This window comes from Brenneria uluponensis, from assembly GCF_032395385.1.
Taxonomy (GTDB): domain Bacteria; phylum Pseudomonadota; class Gammaproteobacteria; order Enterobacterales; family Enterobacteriaceae; genus Prodigiosinella; species Prodigiosinella aquatilis.
Map to the genome: position 1 here is coordinate 3,821,408 of NZ_CP135917.1, position 22,234 is coordinate 3,843,641.

Below are 22,234 nucleotides of genomic sequence, written 5' to 3' on the forward strand. Positions count from 1 at the left end.
ATGATGTTGCACATATGTTTTTTCTCCTTATCTGAACAGAGCCCTAAACACAGCCACTGCCGTGCTGGCAAACAAAGGATCGTTAATGTGGTACGGCAAGTGGACTATCTGCCGTTTCTCCGTTTGGTTTACTGTCATTTCCAACGTCTGACTAAAGGCTTTTTGTGCCGATGGATCCCAAAACGCCTGACCAGGAGCATCCAGTGCAGAAAAACCGCCATCCGGGATCAGAAAACGAACTTCGCCTTCACAATGGTTAAGCTTGTTGCCAATCCATTTCGCCATAACGATGTTCTCTTCCACCGTGGTACGCATCAGAGTGACCTGTGCATTGTGGTTATGAAATAACCGACCAGCGTATTTTCCAGGAATGGTGAAAGGATGGCCGAAATTCACCATATCCAACGCACCACAGGAAACGACATATGGCAGTTGTGTTCGGGCAATGGAATCAAACCGTTCCGGCATACAGGCCAATACACCATCAAATAATAAATCACACACCTCAGTGGTCGTAAGGTCGAGCACACCTGCCAACAAGCCACTGTCCACCAGTTTTTCCATCGCCAGACCACCACTGCCGGTAGCATGGAAGACCAGACAGTCAAAATCGTTTTCCAGCGCCTGACAGACAGCCTGAATGCAAGGTGTAGTGACGCCGAACATGGTCAGCCCCAGCGCCGGTTTATCATCATGGTTTTGCTGCGTACGGAACTTCACGGCTCCGGCCATCTGGTGCGCGGCATTGCCCAGCACCTGACGAGAAATTCGGTTCAGGCCGGATACGTCGGTAACCGAGTACATCATGCTGATATCGCTAGCACCGATGTAACCTGAAATGTCGCCCGACGCCATAGTTGAAACTATCAGCTTGGGCAAGCCAATGGGTAGAGCCTGCATCGCCGGAGTGATCAACGCGGTACCACTGGATCCTCCCAACCCTAACAAACCTGCGACATCTTCACGAGATAGCATAAAACGCTCAAACGCTTGCGCCATGGCGCTAATCGCACATCCACGGTCACCGCAGAATATCGCTGCTGCCCCCTGTGGATGATAAGACGCCACAGTGCCAGCCCTGATATCAGTTCCCGCATCCTCAGTCAACGACTTGGTAGAAAGGTCAACAGTGACAGTATCAAGTCCGGTTGCCGCAATCAGATCTCGGATGTAAAACAGTTCTTTTCCTTTAGTATCTGATGTAGTTGCAATATAAATACTACCTGATCCCTTCCCCATTGACTCCTTTCCTACATCTGGTTAATCTATAAAAATACTTAATAATTAGCATGTTAAGTAATTTTATTATCAATACATAATGAGACTGCCGTATCAATATCGCAAATCACTAAGCAATCAAATGAGATTGAGGTCTCACAAAAATATTGTCGTTACTGTATGTTGTAGCGTAAAAGTTGACATGGCAGGTGTATCACCCATTTTATTATATTGCCGTCAATACAGCGGCCTGCTGTCTGACCATAGCGTGATAAAAATAATGAGGCCTACGTGACTGGACAGGAAATGACACTCACATCCACACGAGCACGAACCCGCCGGCTGTTGATTGAAACCGCCATAAAAATGTTCGATCAGGAAGTTTTTCCTTCGATTACCGACATCGCCGCCGAAGCACAGCTCTCCCGTGCGACAGCGTATCGTTATTTTCCTACTCAAAGTGCGTTGGTTTCTGCTGTGGTCGCTGAAAGCCTGGGGCCAATTCTTGCCTGGCATCCTACCCAGCCCGATGCAAAATTACGGGTTGCCGAGCTACTGAGCTTCGCCTATCCACGGATGTTTCAGCATGAAGGTGCATTGCGGGCGGCATTGCAGCTTTCGCTGCAACAATGGGCAGATCGTCAGCATGGTGACAGGCTGGTTCGTGGTAATCGCAAGCAATTGCTCAAACTGGCGACCGAACCGCTGACAGGTAAGATCACGGAACAGGAGCAACAGCGGGTCATTTATGCTCTGTCACTGATTTACGGCTCTGAGGTGTTTCTGGTTTTGAAAGATATCTGGAATTTGGACAATGGCGAAGTTCAGGATGTCACCCAATGGGTAGCCAAGGCAATTTTACGCCAGGCTGAAGAAGACGCCAAGGCCGTAAACATATCGTCACAGTAATAAGCAAATGCTATGATTAATTGATTACACAGCCAGAAAAACCATAGAAATACCTTATTTAATCAAGTTATTCTGGCTTTCTACGTGTTTCTCTTATAACCCTCTTATTTTGATTCTTTACCAACCCAGACAATTTTTGCCTCCCTTGTTAAGAAAAGGTAGCATCGCTGATGTTTTTAACGCCGCCCTCCCTGTTGGTTCGGGTTGTACGGCGCGCAGAAAACCTGATTTACAGCTAACTGATTAAAATAAAACATCAATTTCAGACTCCTGAATGACAGACAAGGGAATTAAACCGGTAATGAATCAGCATAAAAATACAGATACCGAGCACCATGCCGCGAAACGGCGCTGGCTGGACTCACATGAAGCGGGATATCACAAAAGCATGGGAAACCGCCAGGTACAGATGATCGCCATTGGCGGTTCCATCGGTACCGGATTGTTTCTTGGCGCAGGTGCCCGTCTGCAAATGGCAGGACCGGCACTGGCTCTGGTTTATCTGGTCTGCGGGATATTTTCGTTCTTTATTCTGCGGGCGCTGGGAGAGCTGGTTCTACATCGCCCTTCCAGCGGAAGTTTTGTTTCCTACGCTCGGGAATTCCTGGGGGAAAAAGCCTCCTACGTAGCAGGATGGATGTACTTTCTTAACTGGGCGATGACAGGGATTGTCGACATTACCGCGGTCGCGCTTTATATGCATTACTGGGGCACCTTTGCTGATGTGCCTCAATGGGTATTTGCGTTAAGTGCGCTGGGTATTGTCACCACCATGAATATGATCGGCGTAAAGTGGTTTGCGGAAATGGAGTTCTGGTTTGCACTAATCAAAGTCGCGGCGATCTCCCTCTTTCTGATTGTCGGAACCCTGTTTCTCGGAAGCGGCAAAATGCTGGGTGGTAATCCCACTGGCTTTCATTTGATCAGCGACAATGGCGGCATGTTCCCACACGGTTTGTTACCTGCATTGGTTCTGGTTCAGGGCGTTATTTTTGCCTTTGCTGGCATTGAGCTCATCGGTACCGCCGCCGGAGAGTGCAAAGATCCGGAAAATATGTTACCCAAAGCGGTGAACAGTGTTATCTGGCGCATCAGCTTATTCTACGTAGGCTCGGTGATCCTGCTGGTGTGCCTGCTGCCGTGGAATGCCTATCAAGCTGGAGAAAGTCCGTTTGTCACCTTCTTCAGCAAACTGGGTATACCCTACATCGGTACTATCATGAATCTCGTGGTATTGTCAGCCGCGCTTTCCAGCCTTAACTCTGGGCTTTACTCGACTGGTCGCATTCTGCGTTCCTTGTCGCTCGGCGGCTCCGCACCGAAGTTCATGTCCAAGATGAGTAGCCAGTCCGTACCCTATACCGGCATTCTGGTGACGGTGGGCATTTATATCATTGGTGTATTCCTGAACTACATCGTGCCATCACAGGTATTTGAAATTGTTTTGAACATTGCGTCTCTTGGCATTATCTGCTCCTGGGGGTTCATCATCATCTGTCAAATGAAACTACGACAGGCCATAAGGGAAGGAAAAGCCAAACCCGTATCGTTCAGAATGCCTGGTGCACCGGTGACCTCCTGGTTAACGCTGGCATTCCTGCTAGGGGTATTGGTTCTGATGGCAATGGACTACCCGAACGGAACCTGGACTATCGCCACCATACCCATATTGGTATTGGTGCTGATCGCTGGCTGGTATGGTTTGCGCAAACGGCAAAAAGAGGTCAATCGGCCGGATACTGAGCACAAAAGTCTGGTCAATTGAGCGTAAAACCCCGGGAATTCCCGGGGATTATCTGGGTTGGTTACTGTGTTTACTGTGCAATCACATGCGCATACAGTCGCTTACTACCATCGGCTTGCGCCACGCTGTAAACCCCTTGCAACTCCGGTGCGAAACCCGGCATCAGATTGATTCCTTCTTCTAACGCCAGGAAATAACGCAGTACCGCGCCGCCCCATACTTCGCCTGGCACCACGCAAAGCACTCCCGGTGGATAAGGCAATGCGCCTTCTGCCGCAACACGACCTTCAGCTTCATCCAGCGCAATGAACTCGATATCACCCCGGACAAAAGCGCTATTGGCTTCCTGCGGCAACATCACCACTTCAGGGAAAGAGGATTTACGAAACATCGCTTTTTGTAGCAGTTTCACATTATGACTGACATAAAAATTATGCATTTCCTGGCATAACTGGCGCAGCGTATAACCTTCATAACGCTGTTCATATTTATGATACAACCCCGACAACACGCTACTCAGCGGTGCATCCTGTTCAATCAACTGCTCAAAACGAACCAGAGCCTGCACCAGATGCTGCATCTTGAGACTATCTTCCGCTGGCGTTAGCAGGAACAAGATGGAATTAAGATCGCATTTCTCCGGGATAATGCCGTGTTCACGCAGATAATTCGCCAGAATTGTGGCCGGAATACCAAATGGGGTGTAATCACCGGTGAGCGCATCAATTCCTGAGGTGGTCAGTAACAGTTTACAGGGGTCGACAAAATACTGCTCCGGCGCATAACCTTCAAACGAATGCCAGCGATCACCCGGCCTGAAATTGAAGAAACGGACATCTTGCGCCATTACGTCGGTTTCGTGATCCTGCCAGTGGATCCCGCCGACACTGACCGGGACAAACGGCCGGATGAGTGAGCAGCACGCCAACAGTTGCTTGCGAGTCTCGATCCCTAACTTGACGCACTCCAGCCATAAACGGCGACCACCAGCACCTTCATGCATCTTGGCATTGACATCCAGCGCGGCAAACAGCGGATAAAACGGACTGGTCGAGGCATGCAGCATAAACGCATTGTTCAGGCGTTTGTGGTTGCAAAACCGCTTCTGCCCTTTAATGTGAGTATCCTTTTTATGGATCTGTGACGTTTGGGAAAAACCAGCCTGCTGCTTGTGTACCGACTGAGTAACGAAAATACCGGGATCATTCTCGTTCAGTTCCAGCAACAGCGGAGAGCACTGTTCCATCATCGGAATAAACTGCTCATATCCCACCCACGCGGAATCAAACAGGATGTAATCACACAGATGGCCAATACTATCCACCACCTGACGGGCGTTATAGATGGTGCCATCATAAGTACCAAGCTGAATCACCGCCAGCCGGAAAGGACGCTGTTCATCAGCACGTTCCGGCGCGACCTCCCGCACCAGCTCACGCAGATAGGTTTCATCAAAACAGTGCGCATCAATACCGCCAATAAAGCCAAACGGATTTCGCGCTGTTTCCAGATAAACCGGTGTAGCGCCAGCCTGAATCAACGCGCCGTGATGGTTAGATTTATGGTTATTGCGGTCAAACAGCACCAGATCGCCACGGGTCAACAGTGCATTAGTCACCACTTTATTGGCTGCCGAGGTCCCGTTCAGCACGAAATAGGTTTTATCCGCGTTAAATACCCGGGCAGCAAACTTTTGCGCCTTTTTAGCGGCCCCTTCATGAATCAGCAGATCGCCTAGTTTGACATCGGCATTACAGATATCCGAACGGAACACATTTTCGCCATAAAACTCATAAAACTGACGGCCCGCCGGATGCTTGCGAAAGAATTGCCCGCCCTGATGTCCTGGGCAGGCAAATGTACTATTTCCCATAGCGGCATATTTGATCAGCCGACCAAAGAAAGGTGGCAACAGCGCGCGCTGATAACCTTCCGCTGCCTGTTCCAGAGTTTCTGCGTGTTCGCCAGACTCATCCAGCCACAACCACTCACTGCCAGGTGGCAGCATTTCCAGACTGTCATTCGTTTGCTCCCGCGCCACAAAAGCCGGAATAGCAAAACCGGTGTGATGCAGCACCGACAAAATGCCGCTGCGCGCTTCTTCCACCGAGACGACTACAGCAGCGATATCGGTAAAATCGGTCTGACTCAACGCCACAATCGGACGCGTTGTGATTATACGGGAGGCAATCGCCGCATTAGCCGCAATTTTTAACTGTTTCATGTAACCAAACCTAAAACGGTTAAGGATGAGTGTACGTGCCTAGAAGACACAGTGCAGGAATAAGGTTCCCAACCAACTACAATGCCAATCAATCACGACACATGCATGATCTACAGCGTTAAATTGCCGATAACGAATGGGAAAACTGGGATCAGCACCATCCGATAGACATCAGTAAAATCAGAGGAGTTACTCTATTTTTAATCATGTCTAACAGTGAGCGTCATTATGCCTCACCGCATGGTGACAAAGGATAAACGGGGAGTGAAGAAAGCAGAAACAGAACCACCAGCATACTGCGACATCATCAAAGTTCTGGCACATTGTTTCCGCACCATGAGCATTGAATCTGGCATATCAGCGGCCCTCTATAACCACAAGTGAATGGGAAGTCATAAACCGCGCAATAGTGGCACTCTTTTAGGTCAAATTCAAGAAAACAGACTCACTCAGCAGGACGGATTACCAAGTGGTATAACAGTCATTTTGTACCGACTGATGTCATCCATTACCCATATTGATGATTAATCCAGCATTAGTGACTGAAAATAGAGCAACCGTACCGAGTTGTGACAGAAACCCGTTGACGACTTTAGTGATATACGGTTTAATGCGCCCCGTTGCCCGGATAGCTCAGTCGGTAGAGCAGAGGATTGAAAATCCTCGTGTCCTTGGTTCGATTCCGAGTCCGGGCACCATCTTCAGAGCCTGTTCGTTAAGGGATGAGATCCTTAACGGGCATGACATAAGTACCCGAATCGACTTCATGTGATAAATATGCTTATCGCATCGATTGTTGAACACTCGGGACTAAGAAGCTAGAGAGTGTCTGTAAACACTTTCTAGCTTTCTCTCGTCCTTCCGATGAGAATTCTTACAGTTTCCTACCGGTAGTGTCAATCTTCTGTAAAGGAAAGCGCCATTTTTTTGCTTTCAGTCACCTGAATTTGACCTGGTATTATCCCTGTCTGTCAAATACCTCGTCCAATGCCAACCGTAAACTGTCCATATTTCCTTCGACATACTCCAGTGTGACCGCAACACTTGAATGTCCAAGGAGTGTCTGAACCACTTTCAGATTACGATCGGGTGATTTCATCATATCGGTAGCAATGGTATGCCGGAACCGGTGCGGGGTGATGGTACACTGACACTCCTTCGAGAGCCGACGGAAGAAAGCACGCAGCGGTTGATAAGCCATAACGTCAGTTAGCATGTTTTTTCGTCCATCAAACCGGCTTGCGTTAAACAACATATCACTGTGTGTTGCGCCGCGTTCTGTGGCAACCATAATCAGTCGTTCTAGTCTGGGCCGCAGTAATCGGGTGATTGGAACCCGGTGCTCTCGGTGATTTTTAGACGCTTCTGATCGTAAATTTATCCACCCTTCCTCGAGTTGAACATCTTCCAGACGAATATTGAGCAGCTGATTTTGTCGCATCCCCGTATAGCGAAGCGTATCTACTACGCTAAGCCAATACCACGCCGGCCGCAGTGCAGAGCGTATTTTCTCAGTAATGCCAAGGCCCTCCTCCTTTTCCCTGGCCTCCAGCAGTAAATAGATTTTCTTGATCTCTGACTCAGTGAGCGTTTTTTTACGCTTAATATCGGGTCTGACAACAACGCCATTAAAAGGGTTATCTTTCAGGGGAATGATTTGTTGCTGTAATACATGATTATAAATCGCCCGCATATGCGCGACTTTGTTATTCCATGTTATGGATGACAGACACTGTTCATTTAATATATACCGGCGCCAATTCAGCACGGTCAGTCTGTTGACCTGGCCAGGTAAAACGTTATCTTCTGTATAGCGCCTGAATGAATTAACGACCTTCCGATAACTCAACTCGGTAGCCGGCCTTAATACCTTACTGAAGAAATAATCCTGCAATATATCGTCATAATTAATCAAATCCATTTCACTCTCCGTATCATTCAATTAAAGATGTCATTAATACTTATTTATTAGGTGCCAACCATGGGCTATCAGAAAGCACCACACCTTTCTTGAAAACCTGTGCTACCGGGATCATATAACCTGACATTTTTGTAAAACGCCCTTCTCTACCATCGTTCTCATATTTTCTGTAGATATAAATCCCCTTGCCATTCCTTGAATAATGCCTGTTCAGGGCTTCAAAGGTTTTTTGAACCTCATTTTTATCTGCTTCAGCATTATTCCGCGTTGCCAGGTAACGGTAAAAACAATCAGGCGTTTGAATGAAAACATACTGCGCCATAATATGAAGCAGGCTGTCCTGCGCATTAACGCTTAATGTTCCCTCCTCTGTGGAATCAATCAGCCAGTTCCAGAAACGCTCTCCCGAGGTGAATGTCTCGTCAGAGATTGGCTGAAGCAGAGCCTCCGCAGGGGAGAGACTCTCGGAGGAAGCAGAGCCAGAGATATCCGTGGGTTCAGCGCCGGTCATTTTATCCAACAACGTCAATAATTCCCCCGGCGTCCCTCCCTCCAATGGCGTATCTGTCCCCGATACGGCCTCATCAACTGGCTCGGATTGACTGATGGCAGAGACCAGTTCCAACCCGGGGAGAGAGACAGGTACGCCATTCGGCGACTGAGAGTCATTATCATTATTCTTGGCAGAAACAATGGGGCTGATAACGAATTCATCGGTGGGATGTTCGGCAGACGCCTGAAGTGCACTCTGGCGTAAAGACTCAGGATTTTCTGCTGCAGAGTTGACCGAAGACAGGAGAGAGGTGTGTTGAGCAAACAGCCCACATTTTTCGCGGGCCTCACTCACGGCGACATGAAGGATAGCAGCAGCGGACTTATCGCCCGACAGGTAAACCAGCAACGCGTCCATCAGTTGCGGCCAGCGTGCCACCCAGCGCAAGCCTTCACAGGGTAGCAAGCGATAAGCCGATGTGGCAGCCCGGACCACTGAATTCGTTGTCTGATCACAAAATCTCACCCGCCAGGGCGCATCAGGCACCTCGACCCCCAGATACCACCGGCGACCATCCTCATGAAAAGCAGCCATCTGCTCCAGGCTGCCCAGATCATGCAGCAATGCTGCCCAGAAAATGGCGGTGCACCAGGCAGCACTCTGTGCAGCCTGTTCTTCCGGGGGTGCCCCCGGCGGCAGCATCCATCCCCGGGACAACCTGACCGCGCAAACGGCCACTTCCAGCGCCTCATCCAGCATGCCTCCCTCGCGGGCGTAAGGCCCAGTGGACGCTGCCGGCAACTGCTGTAGTCTGACCGCCAGCCGCCTGACCGGATCCAGCCAAAACGCGTCCCATACCTGTCGGGAGAAAGGACTGTTGTCCCATAGCTGCTGTAGCGCCTGTTTTCTGGCCCGCGTGGACAGAAGCGCGTCGGCATTTTGCGGTGAAAACCACCCTCCGGTATTCAGATTCTCTGATACCACAGCAACCTGAGGTGACATATCTACTGTCAGAGTATGTAGCTTGCCTGCAATCCACTTTAGCATTGCCGCCCCGTATCAATCACTCGTAAAGGGGCATTACGCTATGCTTTATCGTTATCCTGGCAAGCCGGAACTGTTTATTGATTATCTCCATTAACCTCTTGATCTTTTTTTTGGATCTGCATGAAGAATTTCAACGGGTGAAAAATAGAGGGATGTGCATGAATGTGTTTTTTCAAAGGTAAGACACAGGCATGAAATCAGACCGTTTCCTGCTGGCTACGATTGCCTCCAGTTGGCTTTTGCTCTGCGCCGCCATCACCCTAATCATCACCGGAAGAGGCATCACATCAGGCTCATTGGTGGTGTTCGGCATACTTCATTTTTCCCCATTGCTGCTCAATCCGTTATCACGGGTGATGTTGTTGTTCAGAAGATCCCCTTTCGTGTTAATGAAAAAACGACACAGAGTATGGCTGCACCTCAACCCCTGGCTCTCTGTTGGCCAGCCTGGTCTCAGAGACATCACCCATTTTTGGGACGCGTTAATACACACTCTCAGTACCGGCTTAGCCTCTCCTGGACGCTCGCTTATCCTGTCATCGCATCTGCTAAGCTCTCGGCGGCTAGCAAGACTGTTACGCCACTTTCCCCCAGAGCATTACCAATACCGCATCCTGGGAAGGCCATTGGGCCGTGCAGAACGGTCAGGACTTCAGCTTGAGACACTCCTGAAGGAATGGCGATGGTATTCCCCCTCAGTGCACTGTGGTGTTCTGGTGATACGCAAAAAAGACAAGAGGCACTGACTGCTGTCATGGAAACGGATGAAAGCCACGGAAAAGGCCTGCAGGAACCGCTGCGAAAATGAGGAAGCCGCCGCGCACGACCATCATCTGCTGCCTCTCCCATTAATTTGCAATGCTGAATGAACAATTTCCCGTTATGCCCCTCCGGCGATGTATTCATACTGACTACATAAACCGTTTCGATCTGAACGATCGAAATTGTCCGTTATACAACTGCAATCTGTCTGATTATGGTATTCACATCGAATACAAAGAATAAAACACAGTCGATACAGCACATTATTTCAACACCAGGGAAAACCATGAACCTTAACGTCACGTCACTGCTTTCACACCTGGTCCTTGAACAGGACGATAAGCTCAGCGTGCTGCTCAGCGCCGCCGCGACGGAGAGTAAAAAATCAGGGGACCCATTGGCGGTCAGGTTCAAACCAGGTATCCGAGAATATGTCACGCAAGTCTCGGCGAAGTTGGGGATCTCAGCCTCCGAGTTTATCAATGTTTTGATTGAAGGCGTGATCCGGGAGACCCTGTCTCCCTTCCAGGCTCGGGCAACACAGGTTGTTGAACGTTTTCAGCTACTCATGGATGCCCATGATCTGAAGATCACCGATGTTGCCACACTGTTGTCTCAGTGGAACATCGGTCTCAGTGTCCTGGAAAACCGGGAACGGACGATGGATTATTTGACGGCACCGTTGCTTTCAGAGATGGCTGACTGGTTTAACGTCAACAAGGCATGGCTTCGGGGTGAAGTCGCCACACCAGGGATAACCTCAGGCAATATTACGGACTGGCACAGTCTGTCTAAACAAATTGATAATAAAATAGCTGAAATACCAGAAGCCCCATTACCTCAGATTATCTTATTGCGCGATGACCTCGCACCACCGGTCGATATGCGCAGTCATGAAACACTGATTAGTGTCTGCCTTATTCAATTTAAAAAGATCAATGGCATCAGGCTGCGCACCGTTGAATATCTTGGAGAGCAAATACCCTATGGTGGGCATGAGCCGTTTATTTCAGACTTTCTTTCATATTGTGGTGTGCTGGAAAAAAAGGGGCGTGCTTCTATTACAACCGCTGTAGCCGATGCTGCCATATTATCCCTGCTCTCATCCGGAAAAGTTCTGCCCATCATGGCTGTGGACAAAATACTTTTTTCAAAACAGTTATCCGCGTGGCAAACAGAAGAAGTAATGCCACTCAGATTTTCTGAAAAATAGGCAACACCGGCGTGGTTAAAATAAATAGATGACATGAACTAATTAATTAATCCGTTATTCAATAAACAAATAATTTTAATCGGTGCGTCAGCATCAGGGAATTCTTTTACCTAAAAAACATAAACTGCACAGGAAAATACAATAATGAAAGCCACATTAATAACACGCTGCCTGATGGTCGCCAGTCTGGCATCTTCACTGCCCACGGCGCAGGCAGCCGGTACCTGGTTTGAAGCCCGTAACGATGCGATGGGAGGAACCGGCGTCGCCTCCTCAAAATACGGCGCGGCGCCGCTGCTGAACCCCGCCCTGCTGACAAAGTCGGGCCCCAGCGATGATATCAGCATTATCCTGCCTGCCGTGGGCGCCCAGGTCAGTGACCCAGATAACCTGCAGGACGGTTTCGATAACGTCAAACACGCCTGGGACAATCTGGAGAACACCACCGGTACCGGTCATTCCGCTTCTTCAGCCGCTGACCTCAGAAAATCGCTGACCGATATCTCTGGTCACAGCGGTCGTGCAGATGCCGGTGTCGGTGCGGTGATTGCGGTACCGAATGCCACCCTGCCGTTTGCCCTGGTCATTAAAGGCTGGGGACAGGCGAAAGCGCGCGCCGTGGTGAGTGACAGCGACCTGACGTATCTCGATGCTGCCAGCACCGGCCTTGTTCAGCCTGATGACTCCACGCTTAACAACCTGACTTCGCGGGCTGAAGGTGTAGCCGCACTGATCAGTGAGTACGGTATTGCCATGGCACATCCGTTTACCCTGGGAAAGGTGCCGGTGTCCGTGGGGATCACCCCAAAATTCCAGCGTGTTGATACCTGGAACTACAACGTGGCCATCAACAACTACAGCACGTCCGACTTTCACAGTGGTGACTGGCAGCGTTCAAAGAGCGGCGCCAACGTTGATCTTGGTTTTTCTGCTGACCTGACTCCCGAGTGGACGGTAGCACTGGCAGTACAAAACCTCGTGGCACGCAGTGTCGATACCCGCAAAGTGAATGGCCTGCAGGACAGTTTCAACATTCGCCCTCAGGCCACGGCCGGTACTGCGTGGAGCAATGGACTCGTTACCTTCGCGGCCGACATTGACATGACGCCCGCCAGTGGATTCGCCTCCGATGAAAAAAGACAGTATGCCAGCATCGGTGCCGAACTTAATGCCTGGTCATGGGCGCAACTACGTGCTGGTTACCGCGCTGACATGCGTAACAGTGGCAACAATGTCGTGACGGCCGGCATCGGTATTTCTCCGTTAGACGTCGTTCACCTCGATCTGACCGGCATGGCCGGAACGGATCGTACCTACGGTGCCGTGGCCCAGCTTTCTGTCACTTTCTGATACCGCCAGGGGCATGTCCAACATGACCCGTCCCCCTTAACGGAGAAATACCATGACAACCTCAAAACGACACCGCGTACCTGTGATCCTTTTGGCTATGGCAATCGTCCTGGGTGCTACAGGATGCAGTAATAGCGATCTGGGCACCTTAACACGTCAAATCAGCGAGTTCGGTTCTTCTTTTTCACCATCGACAGCGTTATCTAATAACGGGAAATCACCTGAATGGGGTGAAGTCAGTAAAACCCTGACGGTTCATGCTGATGTCGATACGGCCGCCGCAAGGCTGAAACGTTATTACCGCTTCACGTCGGACGATGAAATCACCGCCGCAAAAAATAGCGGTAAAGGAAATTCAGGATGGGTGGCCAGCGCAATGGCAGAAGGGACTGACTGGAGCGCTCAACCGGGATCTTACTACCGGATGAGCCGCATCTGGGGGAACGCAGACCATCTGACACTGGAAGTCAGCCGAGAAGGGAGCAACAGCCAGGTCGCTGCAACCTATCGCTCAGCAGACTCCTCCCACCTTAAAGAGGCCTGGACAAAAAAACTCTGGACACAAATTGGCCCGGTGGCGGAAGGAGAAATTCGCTGATTTTTAACTATGATGCCATGAATTAGCGGGATGGGAGACTTTCAATGTTGGATCTGAATTCAAAATTGAACGGCATCCCCTCCTTCATTACTGATGCTGAAGAAATCGTTCAAAAAAGAGGGAGAAAACGCATTCAAAATACAGAAAAAAGTATTTCCAATGGGTTAAATAGGCCAGTGGAAATAAAGTCACATTAAGTGAACTTCATCTTGAAAACACGTCCAATGGATTAATTGCTATCGTCGGTAAAGGACACAACAACACCGATGCTACTATCAAAAATGTGTTCATCAAATTTAACCTTTATCAAGGTGACACTGTCGTCAGCGACACCATTGACTCAGCCACAAATCTATTACCTGGGCAAAACGTTAAGGTGCAAGCGTTTGTCAACACGATTAAAGGTAAACCGGACAGTTTCAACGTCACTGAAATAACTGCATATTAGCCTCTTCTGGCCATAAAAATTTAGCGCTAACGCAATGTATTAAAAGCCTCTGCAATGCAGAGGCTTAAGTTTAGGTTTATACAGCGTGTACAGCGCAGCTTTTTAGACGCGATGGCCAGTTTCCCAGCCAATGCGCCGGTGTAAACATGACCCGGCGACGTTCACCATTCAGTGCATTTCCCGTCACCACTTCACCAGCAACCCCCGTCAGAGACAACTGAATATAAGCCATTCCTGACGCCACGGGATCGATATCGATACAAGAAACCCAGAGATGCCGGGACGGATTAAAACCTTTCTCCTTTATCACCTCAGCGATAGCCAGAAGCATTCCAGCAGAACCGCAAGCTGGCTCGTAAACAGTAACAAAGGGCTTATCTATCAGTATGTTTTTGATATCACCCAACTGTATCTCAGCCATCATCCGGGAAACGCAAAATGGTGTGAAAAATTGGCCTCGTGCTGATTCACCAAGCTCCAGTTGCATGTAGAGCGAACCAAGAAAATCACTGCTTTCAGCCGCAAGCCCCATTGCAACTTCTTCCAGTAACATGGACATCCGTTCTGCATCTTTTGCCTCATACTGGCGAACAGTCTCCATATACTCCTGTTCCAGCAGGTCATCAAAACAGATACCGTTATGAATCGATGCGGCCGCGAGAGTAATAAAGTCGCGAAAGACCTTCTGCCGGTGATGGTAGCGGGCGGTTTCGTTAAAAATGGATATGAATTGCTTCTTATGGTCGACCATGATGTTCATCGCATATCTCCAGGGGAAATATGCCCTGAAGGGGATATTTCCCCTTCAGGATGGTGAGAGAGACGGAACGACGTTCCGCTTATGTAACTGTCGAATAAAGCACAGGCTTACCAGTCATGGACAGCAAACCCGCTTAGTACCTCACCGCAGCAGTCAAAGTGGATGAGAGAGATATTTAATCGTCTCATCAGTACGTAGATCAGCCTGCGTGCATTTTTTGAAAATCCGCGCCTCTTCAGAACCAGCAGCGGGAAGCTGAAGGCACTTAACCGCACCAGATAGCCGGTGCCAGTAAGATGGATCCACTCTGAATCCCCCCACTCACACCACTGATGACCGAGGCGATGACACAACTCAGCGTCTTGCTCAGTCAGATGTGCGGTACTGCAAACAACATACCGGTAAAGTTCTTCAGGTTGCGCGTATTCACCCGCTGTGCGACTCAACACCTTATTGTCATTGACCATTTCACGCATCCTTCACCTGCGGCACATCGGCCTGTTCATTCACCGACAACGCGTCTGCCGGGAAAGACAGCAGTTCAGCCGAAAACGACCCCGTCCCACACTTGCCGCTATCAACATGATCTCCGCGGTCATAGCAGTCATAACCCCGAATACCGTTGACCGGCTCCTGATACCAATGTCGGATTTCACAGTCAAAGATGGCTGAGATTTCCCCCATTAATTCACTGGAGGGCGGATACGATGGTGAATCGAACTCCAGTCGCAGGCTGTTTATACGGTCGCGATGCCAGAGAACGTTATGACCACAAGGCCACTCCATCCCGTGGACCCGACGGTAAAGGCTACCCGTACTGGACATCCCCGTCAGCAGATGGCCATTACCGTTAAGTTCCGCCGCAAGCCGGGAGGGAATAATCATCAACATGTCGCAATGGCAGGCACGATCAGGTCTTTTCCCCAGTTGTTCCCAACAGGCACCGCCATCGATATGAGATGACCAGGTGGCCACACCAAACCAGTCAACGTACTGCCGGGTCATTAACAGCGTCATTATCTGGCGTGCTGCCAGAGAGATCGTCTCCCATCTGACCGCACTCAGACCTGATTGCATCCAGATACGGTCAATCTGCCTGATGGTATCTGGATTGAGTACAGCATCTTTCTGCAGTAACTCCAGCCAGTGCTGAAAAGCCAGATTTGAGGCAATGGCCGGGCCAGAACCGTGAGACACCAGCCCAGGGAACGGGAGGTATTCCACATTTTTGGCCGGCTTCAGTATCCCTGCCGCGCCAGCCAGAAACAGCTGAATACTCTGTTGTACGGCGTGACGGTAGAGCGGAACTTCATCGCCCGTCACCCACTGCAGCATGACATCGATAAATACAGAACGACCGGTGATTTCCAGACGGTTTTTGCACCATTCAAACATGGTTACTTCTCCTCTTTTGGACATAAAAAGAGGGAGACTCCCCACTGGGGGAAGATCTCCCCCTGTGGGTGGTGAAATGAATAAAACGGGTCAGCCCCGTTTACGGGTGACTGATGAACCCGAGCGTTGCACCGGCCTCAAGGCCGGCAATCAACTCATCAGCCGCAGTCAGATAAGGCGAACGCGGCCGGTAAGCGGCACCGTCAAGATGAGTCAGGTGATACTTGTCCACCAGGTCATTAATCGCTTCAAAAGGTTTGATACCCGCTTTTTGCAACGCGTCCACACAGGCTTCATCGCATAAATCGGTATCATTCAACGTCAGGCCAAAGTGCCTGGCCAGCAGTGCCGATGCGGTGGCCTGCCAGAATTGTTGTGTCTGCATCATTATCTCCATCAGGCCACTTCTGAGGCCGTTAATGCCGATTCAGTGCCAACCTTCAGATTTAATAAAAACGCTGAAGCCTCCCGTGCCTGACGGCACGCCCGGAACAGGGCCCTTTTGTCTTCCTTGAGGGCTTTTAGCCAGCCACTGATGTAACTGTCATGCTGCACCTCGCCGTACACGCCAAGCTCTGCGCAAAGAAAGGCGCTGCCCAGCTCGGCGATGAGCTCCTCGAACGCATAAACCGGATCCCCAAATTGTCGAGTCGAAGAGGTTATCCCTTCCCGGTTTAGCCGTTTTTGATGGCCACTGGCATGCACCAGTTCGTGAAGTAATGTGGACCAGTAATCCGCCTCGGTAAAAAACTGCCCGGAAGTCGGCATCACTATCTGATCCGCGACCGGCCGATAACATGCCCGGTTTTGATTCAGAAAGTTTACGGTCACACCACTGGCATTGAATATCTCCAGTACACGGTTCATCACCGGTGCAGAAACCGTCTCCGTCTCTTCCTGAGTCAGAATAGTGGCCGGTGCATCGGACAACGCTGCCGGCAGACCGTCACATTGTTGCGTATTAAACAGTTGCAGGGGTTTGAGCATGGTGCGGGGTTCCATCACGGGTTTCCCGTCATCATCGACAAGCTTGTTGCCCTGGTCATCTTCAGCCTGGACCTCAAACGGCTTGAAAATCACGGCCAGGCTACAGGTTTCGCCAGTACGGATGTGTCCTCCGGCACGCTGTGCCTGCCGGTAGGTGAGCCAGCGATCGGAGCTGAACCCTCGCTCCTCTGCCGCCATCCATAACAGGGGGATATTTATCCCGCTGTAAGCGTTGCCGGTCGTGGCATTCGCCGGCAGAGAACTGCCGGCAGGCTTTTGTGCAGCACGCCAGGGTCTTCGCCAGGGCGCGGTCCCCTTCTCCAGGGCGGCAACAATTTTGTCAGTCACCTGCTGATAAAGGTCAGCACGTTCAGTTTTCGGTGCCCTGCGGGCAGAAGACGTTTTTTTCATGGGATAAACCTCAAAAAGGCGTATCCCGGCCAGTGGCGGAATACGCCACTGGGAGTGGAAGAAAATTATCGGTTATCGGGTAAAAGAGGGGATGATTTCACCCTCCGGAGTGACCGAATTGATACGATATTTGCGCAGAGAAGCGGAAGTAAAACGGAACATGATAAGTCCCCCTCTGTGGTTAACAGGAGAGACTTCCCGGAAGGAAGTCTCTCCGGGAAGCCATGTCATAAAATTCGGTGTCACCACGTGTTGAGGGCGCCATCGCTAAAACGATAACGATACAAAGCCAGATCGCGAGCCATTCTACGGGCTGCTTTCATGGCCTGACGTGCAGAACGCCAGTGACCACAGGTGCAAAAATACTGCACCTGCCAGTCACGGGAACTGCACCCCGTTCGACACGCGACCGAAGCGGTAAATTGCCCCAGCCCGTTTTGAAAGACTTCGGGACGGAAGCTCAGCTGGCCCGTTCGATTGGTGAACCAGTCGTTGTCATGCTGCTCCAGCACAGTAGAAAAATGTTCCAGGGCGACGGCTGCTTTATGTAAAGCAGAAATGAGGATTTTCATGGTGTTTCTCCTACAGTGAAGCGGAGAAACCTTCACCACCTGCGGGGGAAGTTTTCCCCGCAGGTGGTGATTAGTTAAGTAGCCCTGTTAGGACCTCGGTGAAGCGCTATCAGAAGTCTTCGACAGACTCCACGCCTTTATGGAATCCATATTCCCAAGCATATTCATCTACAGTTTGACCAAGAAGAATGAGCTCAGTGATATACTTTTGAAAAAGATAATCAGGTATCAGATTGGACTCGCAGGCTTTCCCGAGCTGTCCAGCAATCCAAACTATCTCGTTGGTCCGTGATGGGAAGCCATCTACATCGACGTCATCCGGAATACCACAGCGTTCTAATGCACGTATAGTGAGTAATGCCGCTTCCATTTCAGAAACGAGCACGATGAACTCAATATTCGACCGGGCACAAGCGTGAATACGTTCGACAGTAATGTCATAGACAGACATGGCAATATCCTCTGATAACAGGGAAACCATGCCCGAAGGGAGCAAAGTCCCTGCAGGGTAAGAAAATCTGATGGCGAAGTGCCATGGGGTAACAGCAATTAAGAGTAAAACGTGTGAAGTGAGCCTTAACCCGAAGGTCTCTGTTTTCAAAGGATAAACAGATTTAACTTAACCGCCCGAAAGCGCCATCTCTCAGGTCATGATGGCATTGGCATGTGATTACCCGAAGGCGTTCCTCTCAAATCACCGGAACATTGGCAGTTGTCGGAGACAACATTAGCGAATTAATCGTACACAATCTGCCCAGGCTCGGCAATACCATCAACGCAAAGATTTTTCCATTTTGTACGATAAAACCAGGTCATAAATCGTATTAGTGTGATTACCAAGAGATACTGACAGGTTTTTTGGTTAGGACACGATAAAACCTGACAGTCTGCAATGAGCGAGATATGGTCATTCGAACCCTGAGAATTACACTTTCAAGTGATTCAGGGTATGCGCTTACTGGTTACGAATATTGAGCGAGAATCATGTGATGATCACCGCTTTGCTTTCGAGCCAGTAGGTGCTCCACGTTCGCTAACGAATACTCAGGGCATGCAGACAAACTGCTGGCAATATTTCTTTCAAAGAGCGTGGAACGCATACCAATCCCCGATAAAAAGGAGTTGGTGATGACTGCGATAAATCAGTTTGCTGCTCATGTTGGTCTGGACTGGGCCGATAAGAAACATGATGTATATGTTCAGTTTAAAAACGGTGAACGCGTATTCCATGTGATTGAACATACTCCAGAGGCGATTGATACTTGGCTTACCGAGTTACACCAGAAGGTAAAAGGCAGGATCGCTATAGCTCTTGAGCTGAAGAAAGGTCCCGTGGTGTATGCTCTTCAGAAATATCCGTTTATCACCGTTTTTCCTGTACACGCTTTGTCCCTGGCTCGCTACCGGCAAACCTTCTGGCCCAGTGGCTCTAAGGATGACCCGCAGGATGCCGAGTTAGCATTAGAGTTAATGCTACGCTATCCCCAAAAGATAAAAGCCATTGAACCCGACAATGCTGATATCCGATTGTTCCAGCAGTTAGTTGAACAGCGTCGCCAGATGATTGAGGACAAACGCCGTTTTGTGAACAGTAAGCGCCCTTAAATCGGCATCTTTTTTTCAGTGATTAACTGCGCCACACTGCCGCTGTCTACCATAAATGCAGGGCGCAATCATGACATCTCAACAGCGGGCCGACTATTGGCGCGAACAGATCACCACCTGGCAAGCATCCGGTCTTTCTGGCCAGGTTTTCTGCCAGCAACAGCAGCTGACATACCACCAGTTTGTTTACTGGCGGCAAAAATATTGTACCGATAACCCGACTCAAGCGCGGGCCCCAGGGTTTGCCAAAGTCACCGCCGACATCACCCACGTCGACACCCCAACCGAGCTGACACTCTCATTGCCCAATGGCCTGGTGATCACCGGTCTTAATGACCGCAATGTCTCCCTGCTGGGCGCTATTCTCAGGCAACTCTGATGCGTAACCGTGACTTACGCCCGGCGCTGGCGATGCCACAGATTTTTCTTTATCGCGCACCCATCGATTTCCGCAAGCAGGTCAACGGGCTGGCGGCGCTGATAGAACAGGAATTGGGACACGATCCTTTTACCGGGGCGCTGTATGCTTTTACTAACCGCCAGCGCAATAAAATCAAATGTCTGATGTGGGAAGACAATGGTTTTGTCCTTTATTACAAGGCGCTGGCAGAGGAGAAGTTCAAATGGCCCAGTCTGGCCGATGACCTGTTACCCCTGACCGGGGAGCAGATTAACTGGCTGCTTGATGGTTACGATATCAGTCTACTCAATGGGCATAAAAAACTGCATTATGATGGCGTTAATTAGTCGAAACAGGAAGCATCAGGTGGCTGTTTTTGTTATAATTTAACCATGAAAACGCCCACTTTCCCGCCAGCCGAAAACCCAGACAACCGCAGTTTATCTGCGGTTGAATTGCTGGCGCAGGTCGAGGAACTTCAGCAACAGCTTCAACATCGCGAATGTTATATCGCCCTACTCGAAGAACTGCTCCGCCTCAAAAAAGCCCAACAGTTTGCCGCCAGCAGTGAGCGGCATACTGACCAGATTGCCTTGTTCGATGAAGCCGAACTGGACGTGGCAATGGAGTCCTTGTTGGCTCAACTGCCGGATGACGTATCGCCGCCCCCACCGCCGTCTGGCACCCAAAAACGCCAACGCGGTTTCTCCGCCAACCTGCTGCGTGAACGTGTGGAGTTGTGCCTGTCCGACGAAGAAAAAGCCGGCGCCCGCGCCACCTTCTTCAGCAAGGTTAAAGAAGAGCTGGCGTTTATTCCCGCCCAATTAAAAGTCATCGAATACTGGCAGGAAAAAGCGGTGTTTGACCGCGATGGCGAGGAGTTTATTGTGGCTGCCCGCCGCCCGGTCCATCCGCTGGGCAAATGTTTTGCCACCACCGCCTTGCTGGCGTATATCATCGTCGCCAAATATGCCGATGGGCTGCCGCTGTACCGCCTGGAAAACATGCTTGCCCGCAGTGGCCACCCGGTAGGCCGCACCAATATGGCCCACTGGATCATCCGGTTAGCCAAGGTATTTGCCCCGCTGCTGGCCAGGTTGCGTGACGTGCAAAACAGTGGCCGTTACCTGCAAATGGATGAGTCCCGCATCCAGGTGCTGAAAGAAGAAGGCAAAACCGCCCAATCGGACAAATGGATGTGGGTGATACGCGGTGGCCCCCCCGATAAACCCTCAGTGCTGTTCGAGTATGACCCGAGCCGCGCGGGTAGTGTTCCCGTGCGCCTGTTGGCGGGATTCACCGGTATTTTGCAAACCGATGGTTATGCCGGTTATGACGCGGTGTGCCGTGAAAACAATCTCGTGCGTATCGGCTGCTGGGATCATGCCCGGCGCAAATATATTGAAGCGGGCAAAGCGGTCCCCAAGGGCGCAAAATCTGCCAAAGGCAAACCCACTAAAGCGGATGTGGCGCTGGGCTACATCGGTAAACTGTATGGCATTGAACGGAGCCTGCAGGGGCGCAGTGAAGCGGACAAATACCTGGCCCGTCAGCAATATAGCCTGCCGTTGCTCAAGGCATTCAAACTATGGCTGGAGCAGAATGTCGGCAAGATAATGAAGGGATCGCTGACCCGTCAGGCCATGGACTACACGCTCAACCACTGGGCAGAATTGATAGGCTATTGCGATCATGGGCAGGTGAACATCAGCAATGCGTTGGCGGAAAATGCCATCCGCCCGTTTGCGGTCGGTCGCAAGGCATGGCTATTTGCCGACAGTTCGCAGGGCGCCAGCGCCAGTGCCGGGTGTTATTCCTTGATCGAAACGGCGAAGGCCAATCAGTTAGAGCCGACGGCGTATATCCAGTATGTGCTGGATCACATCGGCGAGGCGGATACGCAAGAAAAACTCGACGCGTTATTGCCCTGGAATGTGGACCTGGTCCCCTTTTTAAAAAATGTGTCGCAGTATGGATAGGGGGAGTACGTCGATTTAACGGCGCTTACTGTGAACAGGTTAATCAACACTCTTAAACAATATTATCCTCAACTTCTTATCAGGGCGTGAAGCGGACATTCATTTCTTTAATGAACAGCATTGTTGAGAAAAAAATTCACAATTTAAGAAGGTGGTGGTATAAATCCATAGGCTACATTTTTTAATAAACTCAGACGG

20 protein-coding genes, 1 tRNA gene and 1 pseudogene are annotated in these 22,234 nt (G+C 50.2%); 11 read left to right on the top strand and 11 right to left on the bottom strand.

What is annotated here, in order from left to right; all coding sequences use genetic code 11:
* Nucleotides 1-27: 27 nt before the first annotated feature.
* On the bottom strand, nt 28-1,239 hold the full coding sequence (locus RS889_RS17730) for a Tm-1-like ATP-binding domain-containing protein (protein ID WP_315708181.1): 1,212 nt from the start codon (nt 1,237-1,239) through the stop codon (nt 28-30).
* 285 nt (nt 1,240-1,524) lie between these two features.
* On the opposite strand from RS889_RS17730, the gene RS889_RS17735 reads away from it, so the two are divergent.
* Both RS889_RS17735 and ansP read left to right on the top strand, forming a co-directional pair.
* Complete coding sequence (locus RS889_RS17735; RefSeq protein WP_315708182.1) at nt 1,525-2,127, top strand: TetR/AcrR family transcriptional regulator; 603 nt, start codon at nt 1,525-1,527, stop codon at nt 2,125-2,127.
* A gap of 301 nt (nt 2,128-2,428) precedes the next feature.
* A complete protein-coding gene (gene ansP, locus RS889_RS17740; protein ID WP_315708183.1) occupies nt 2,429-3,892 on the top strand; it encodes an L-asparagine permease in 1,464 nt (487 codons plus the stop codon).
* A gap of 49 nt (nt 3,893-3,941) precedes the next feature.
* Here the strand turns inward: ansP and RS889_RS17745 are convergent, their stop codons facing one another.
* The gene (locus RS889_RS17745; protein WP_315708184.1) at nt 3,942-6,095 is read right to left on the bottom strand and encodes an ornithine decarboxylase; all 2,154 of its coding nucleotides are present in this window, start codon (nt 6,093-6,095) and stop codon (nt 3,942-3,944) included.
* Nucleotides 6,096-6,717: 622 nt separating this feature from the next.
* On the opposite strand from RS889_RS17745, the gene RS889_RS17750 reads away from it, so the two are divergent.
* Nucleotides 6,718-6,793: transfer RNA gene (locus tag RS889_RS17750), tRNA-Phe, on the top strand.
* Nucleotides 6,794-7,053: 260 nt separating this feature from the next.
* Here RS889_RS17750 and RS889_RS17755 read toward each other — a convergent pair.
* Together RS889_RS17755 and RS889_RS17760 are read right to left on the bottom strand one after the other, a co-directional pair.
* Entirely contained in the window at nt 7,054-8,016 is a 963-nt protein-coding gene (locus RS889_RS17755; RefSeq protein WP_315708185.1) for a tyrosine-type recombinase/integrase, read from the bottom strand.
* A gap of 40 nt (nt 8,017-8,056) precedes the next feature.
* The gene (locus RS889_RS17760) at nt 8,057-9,556 is read right to left on the bottom strand and encodes a TraI domain-containing protein (protein ID WP_315708186.1); all 1,500 of its coding nucleotides are present in this window, start codon (nt 9,554-9,556) and stop codon (nt 8,057-8,059) included.
* A 1,048-nt stretch (nt 9,557-10,604) separates the two neighbouring features.
* Here RS889_RS17760 and RS889_RS17765 point away from each other — a divergent pair.
* The 4 genes from RS889_RS17765 to RS889_RS17780 all read left to right on the top strand — a co-directional run bounded on the left by RS889_RS17765 (nt 10,605) and on the right by RS889_RS17780 (nt 13,927).
* The gene (locus tag RS889_RS17765) at nt 10,605-11,531 is read left to right on the top strand and encodes a hypothetical protein (RefSeq protein ID WP_315708187.1); all 927 of its coding nucleotides are present in this window, start codon (nt 10,605-10,607) and stop codon (nt 11,529-11,531) included.
* 144 nt (nt 11,532-11,675) lie between these two features.
* A complete protein-coding gene (locus tag RS889_RS17770) occupies nt 11,676-12,881 on the top strand; it encodes a conjugal transfer protein TraF (RefSeq protein WP_315708188.1) in 1,206 nt (401 codons plus the stop codon).
* Nucleotides 12,882-12,933: 52 nt separating this feature from the next.
* Nucleotides 12,934-13,479: a hypothetical protein gene (locus tag RS889_RS17775; RefSeq protein WP_315708189.1), complete on the top strand. Its 546-nt coding sequence runs from the start codon at nt 12,934-12,936 to the stop codon at nt 13,477-13,479.
* 283 nt (nt 13,480-13,762) lie between these two features.
* Nucleotides 13,763-13,927 (top strand): FxLYD domain-containing protein, encoded by a 165-nt coding sequence (locus tag RS889_RS17780; protein ID WP_315708190.1) that lies wholly within the window; start codon nt 13,763-13,765, stop codon nt 13,925-13,927.
* A gap of 76 nt (nt 13,928-14,003) precedes the next feature.
* On the opposite strand, the gene RS889_RS17785 is transcribed toward RS889_RS17780, so the two are convergent.
* The 7 genes from RS889_RS17785 to RS889_RS17815 form a co-directional block, all read right to left on the bottom strand.
* A complete protein-coding gene (locus RS889_RS17785; RefSeq protein ID WP_021014812.1) occupies nt 14,004-14,687 on the bottom strand; it encodes an N-6 DNA methylase in 684 nt (227 codons plus the stop codon).
* A 107-nt stretch (nt 14,688-14,794) separates the two neighbouring features.
* Nucleotides 14,795-15,163, bottom strand: coding sequence for a DUF5983 family protein (locus RS889_RS17790; protein ID WP_315708191.1), 369 nt, complete (start codon nt 15,161-15,163; stop codon nt 14,795-14,797).
* Nucleotides 15,156-16,082, bottom strand: coding sequence for a DUF1281 domain-containing protein (locus RS889_RS17795; RefSeq protein WP_315708192.1), 927 nt, complete (start codon nt 16,080-16,082; stop codon nt 15,156-15,158). Before RS889_RS17795 ends, RS889_RS17790 begins: the two co-directional genes overlap by 8 nt.
* Before the next feature lie 100 nt (nt 16,083-16,182).
* Complete coding sequence (locus RS889_RS17800) at nt 16,183-16,470, bottom strand: TA system toxin CbtA family protein (protein WP_315708193.1); 288 nt, start codon at nt 16,468-16,470, stop codon at nt 16,183-16,185.
* Between the two features lie 8 nt (nt 16,471-16,478).
* Complete coding sequence (locus RS889_RS17805; RefSeq protein WP_315708194.1) at nt 16,479-17,480, bottom strand: ArdC family protein; 1,002 nt, start codon at nt 17,478-17,480, stop codon at nt 16,479-16,481.
* 242 nt (nt 17,481-17,722) lie between these two features.
* A complete protein-coding gene (locus tag RS889_RS17810) occupies nt 17,723-18,052 on the bottom strand; it encodes a hypothetical protein (protein WP_315708195.1) in 330 nt (109 codons plus the stop codon).
* A 109-nt stretch (nt 18,053-18,161) separates the two neighbouring features.
* Complete coding sequence (locus tag RS889_RS17815; protein WP_315708196.1) at nt 18,162-18,503, bottom strand: hypothetical protein; 342 nt, start codon at nt 18,501-18,503, stop codon at nt 18,162-18,164.
* 677 nt (nt 18,504-19,180) lie between these two features.
* Here RS889_RS17815 and RS889_RS17820 point away from each other — a divergent pair.
* The 4 genes and pseudogenes from RS889_RS17820 to tnpC form a co-directional block, all read left to right on the top strand.
* A pseudogene (locus RS889_RS17820) lies at nt 19,181-19,642 on the top strand (IS110 family transposase); the annotation flags it as partial.
* 85 nt (nt 19,643-19,727) lie between these two features.
* Nucleotides 19,728-20,036 carry an IS66 family insertion sequence element accessory protein TnpA gene (tnpA, locus tag RS889_RS17825; protein WP_290180506.1) on the top strand — a complete coding sequence of 103 codons (309 nt, stop codon included), beginning with the start codon at nt 19,728-19,730 and terminating at the stop codon, nt 20,034-20,036.
* Entirely contained in the window at nt 20,036-20,404 is a 369-nt protein-coding gene (gene tnpB / locus RS889_RS17830; RefSeq protein ID WP_290180505.1) for an IS66 family insertion sequence element accessory protein TnpB, read from the top strand. The genes tnpA and tnpB overlap by 1 nt, the downstream gene beginning before the upstream one ends.
* Nucleotides 20,405-20,449: 45 nt before the next feature.
* Nucleotides 20,450-22,036 (top strand): IS66 family transposase, encoded by a 1,587-nt coding sequence (gene tnpC / locus RS889_RS17835; protein WP_315707817.1) that lies wholly within the window; start codon nt 20,450-20,452, stop codon nt 22,034-22,036.
* The last annotated feature ends 198 nt before the right edge of the window (nt 22,037-22,234 follow it).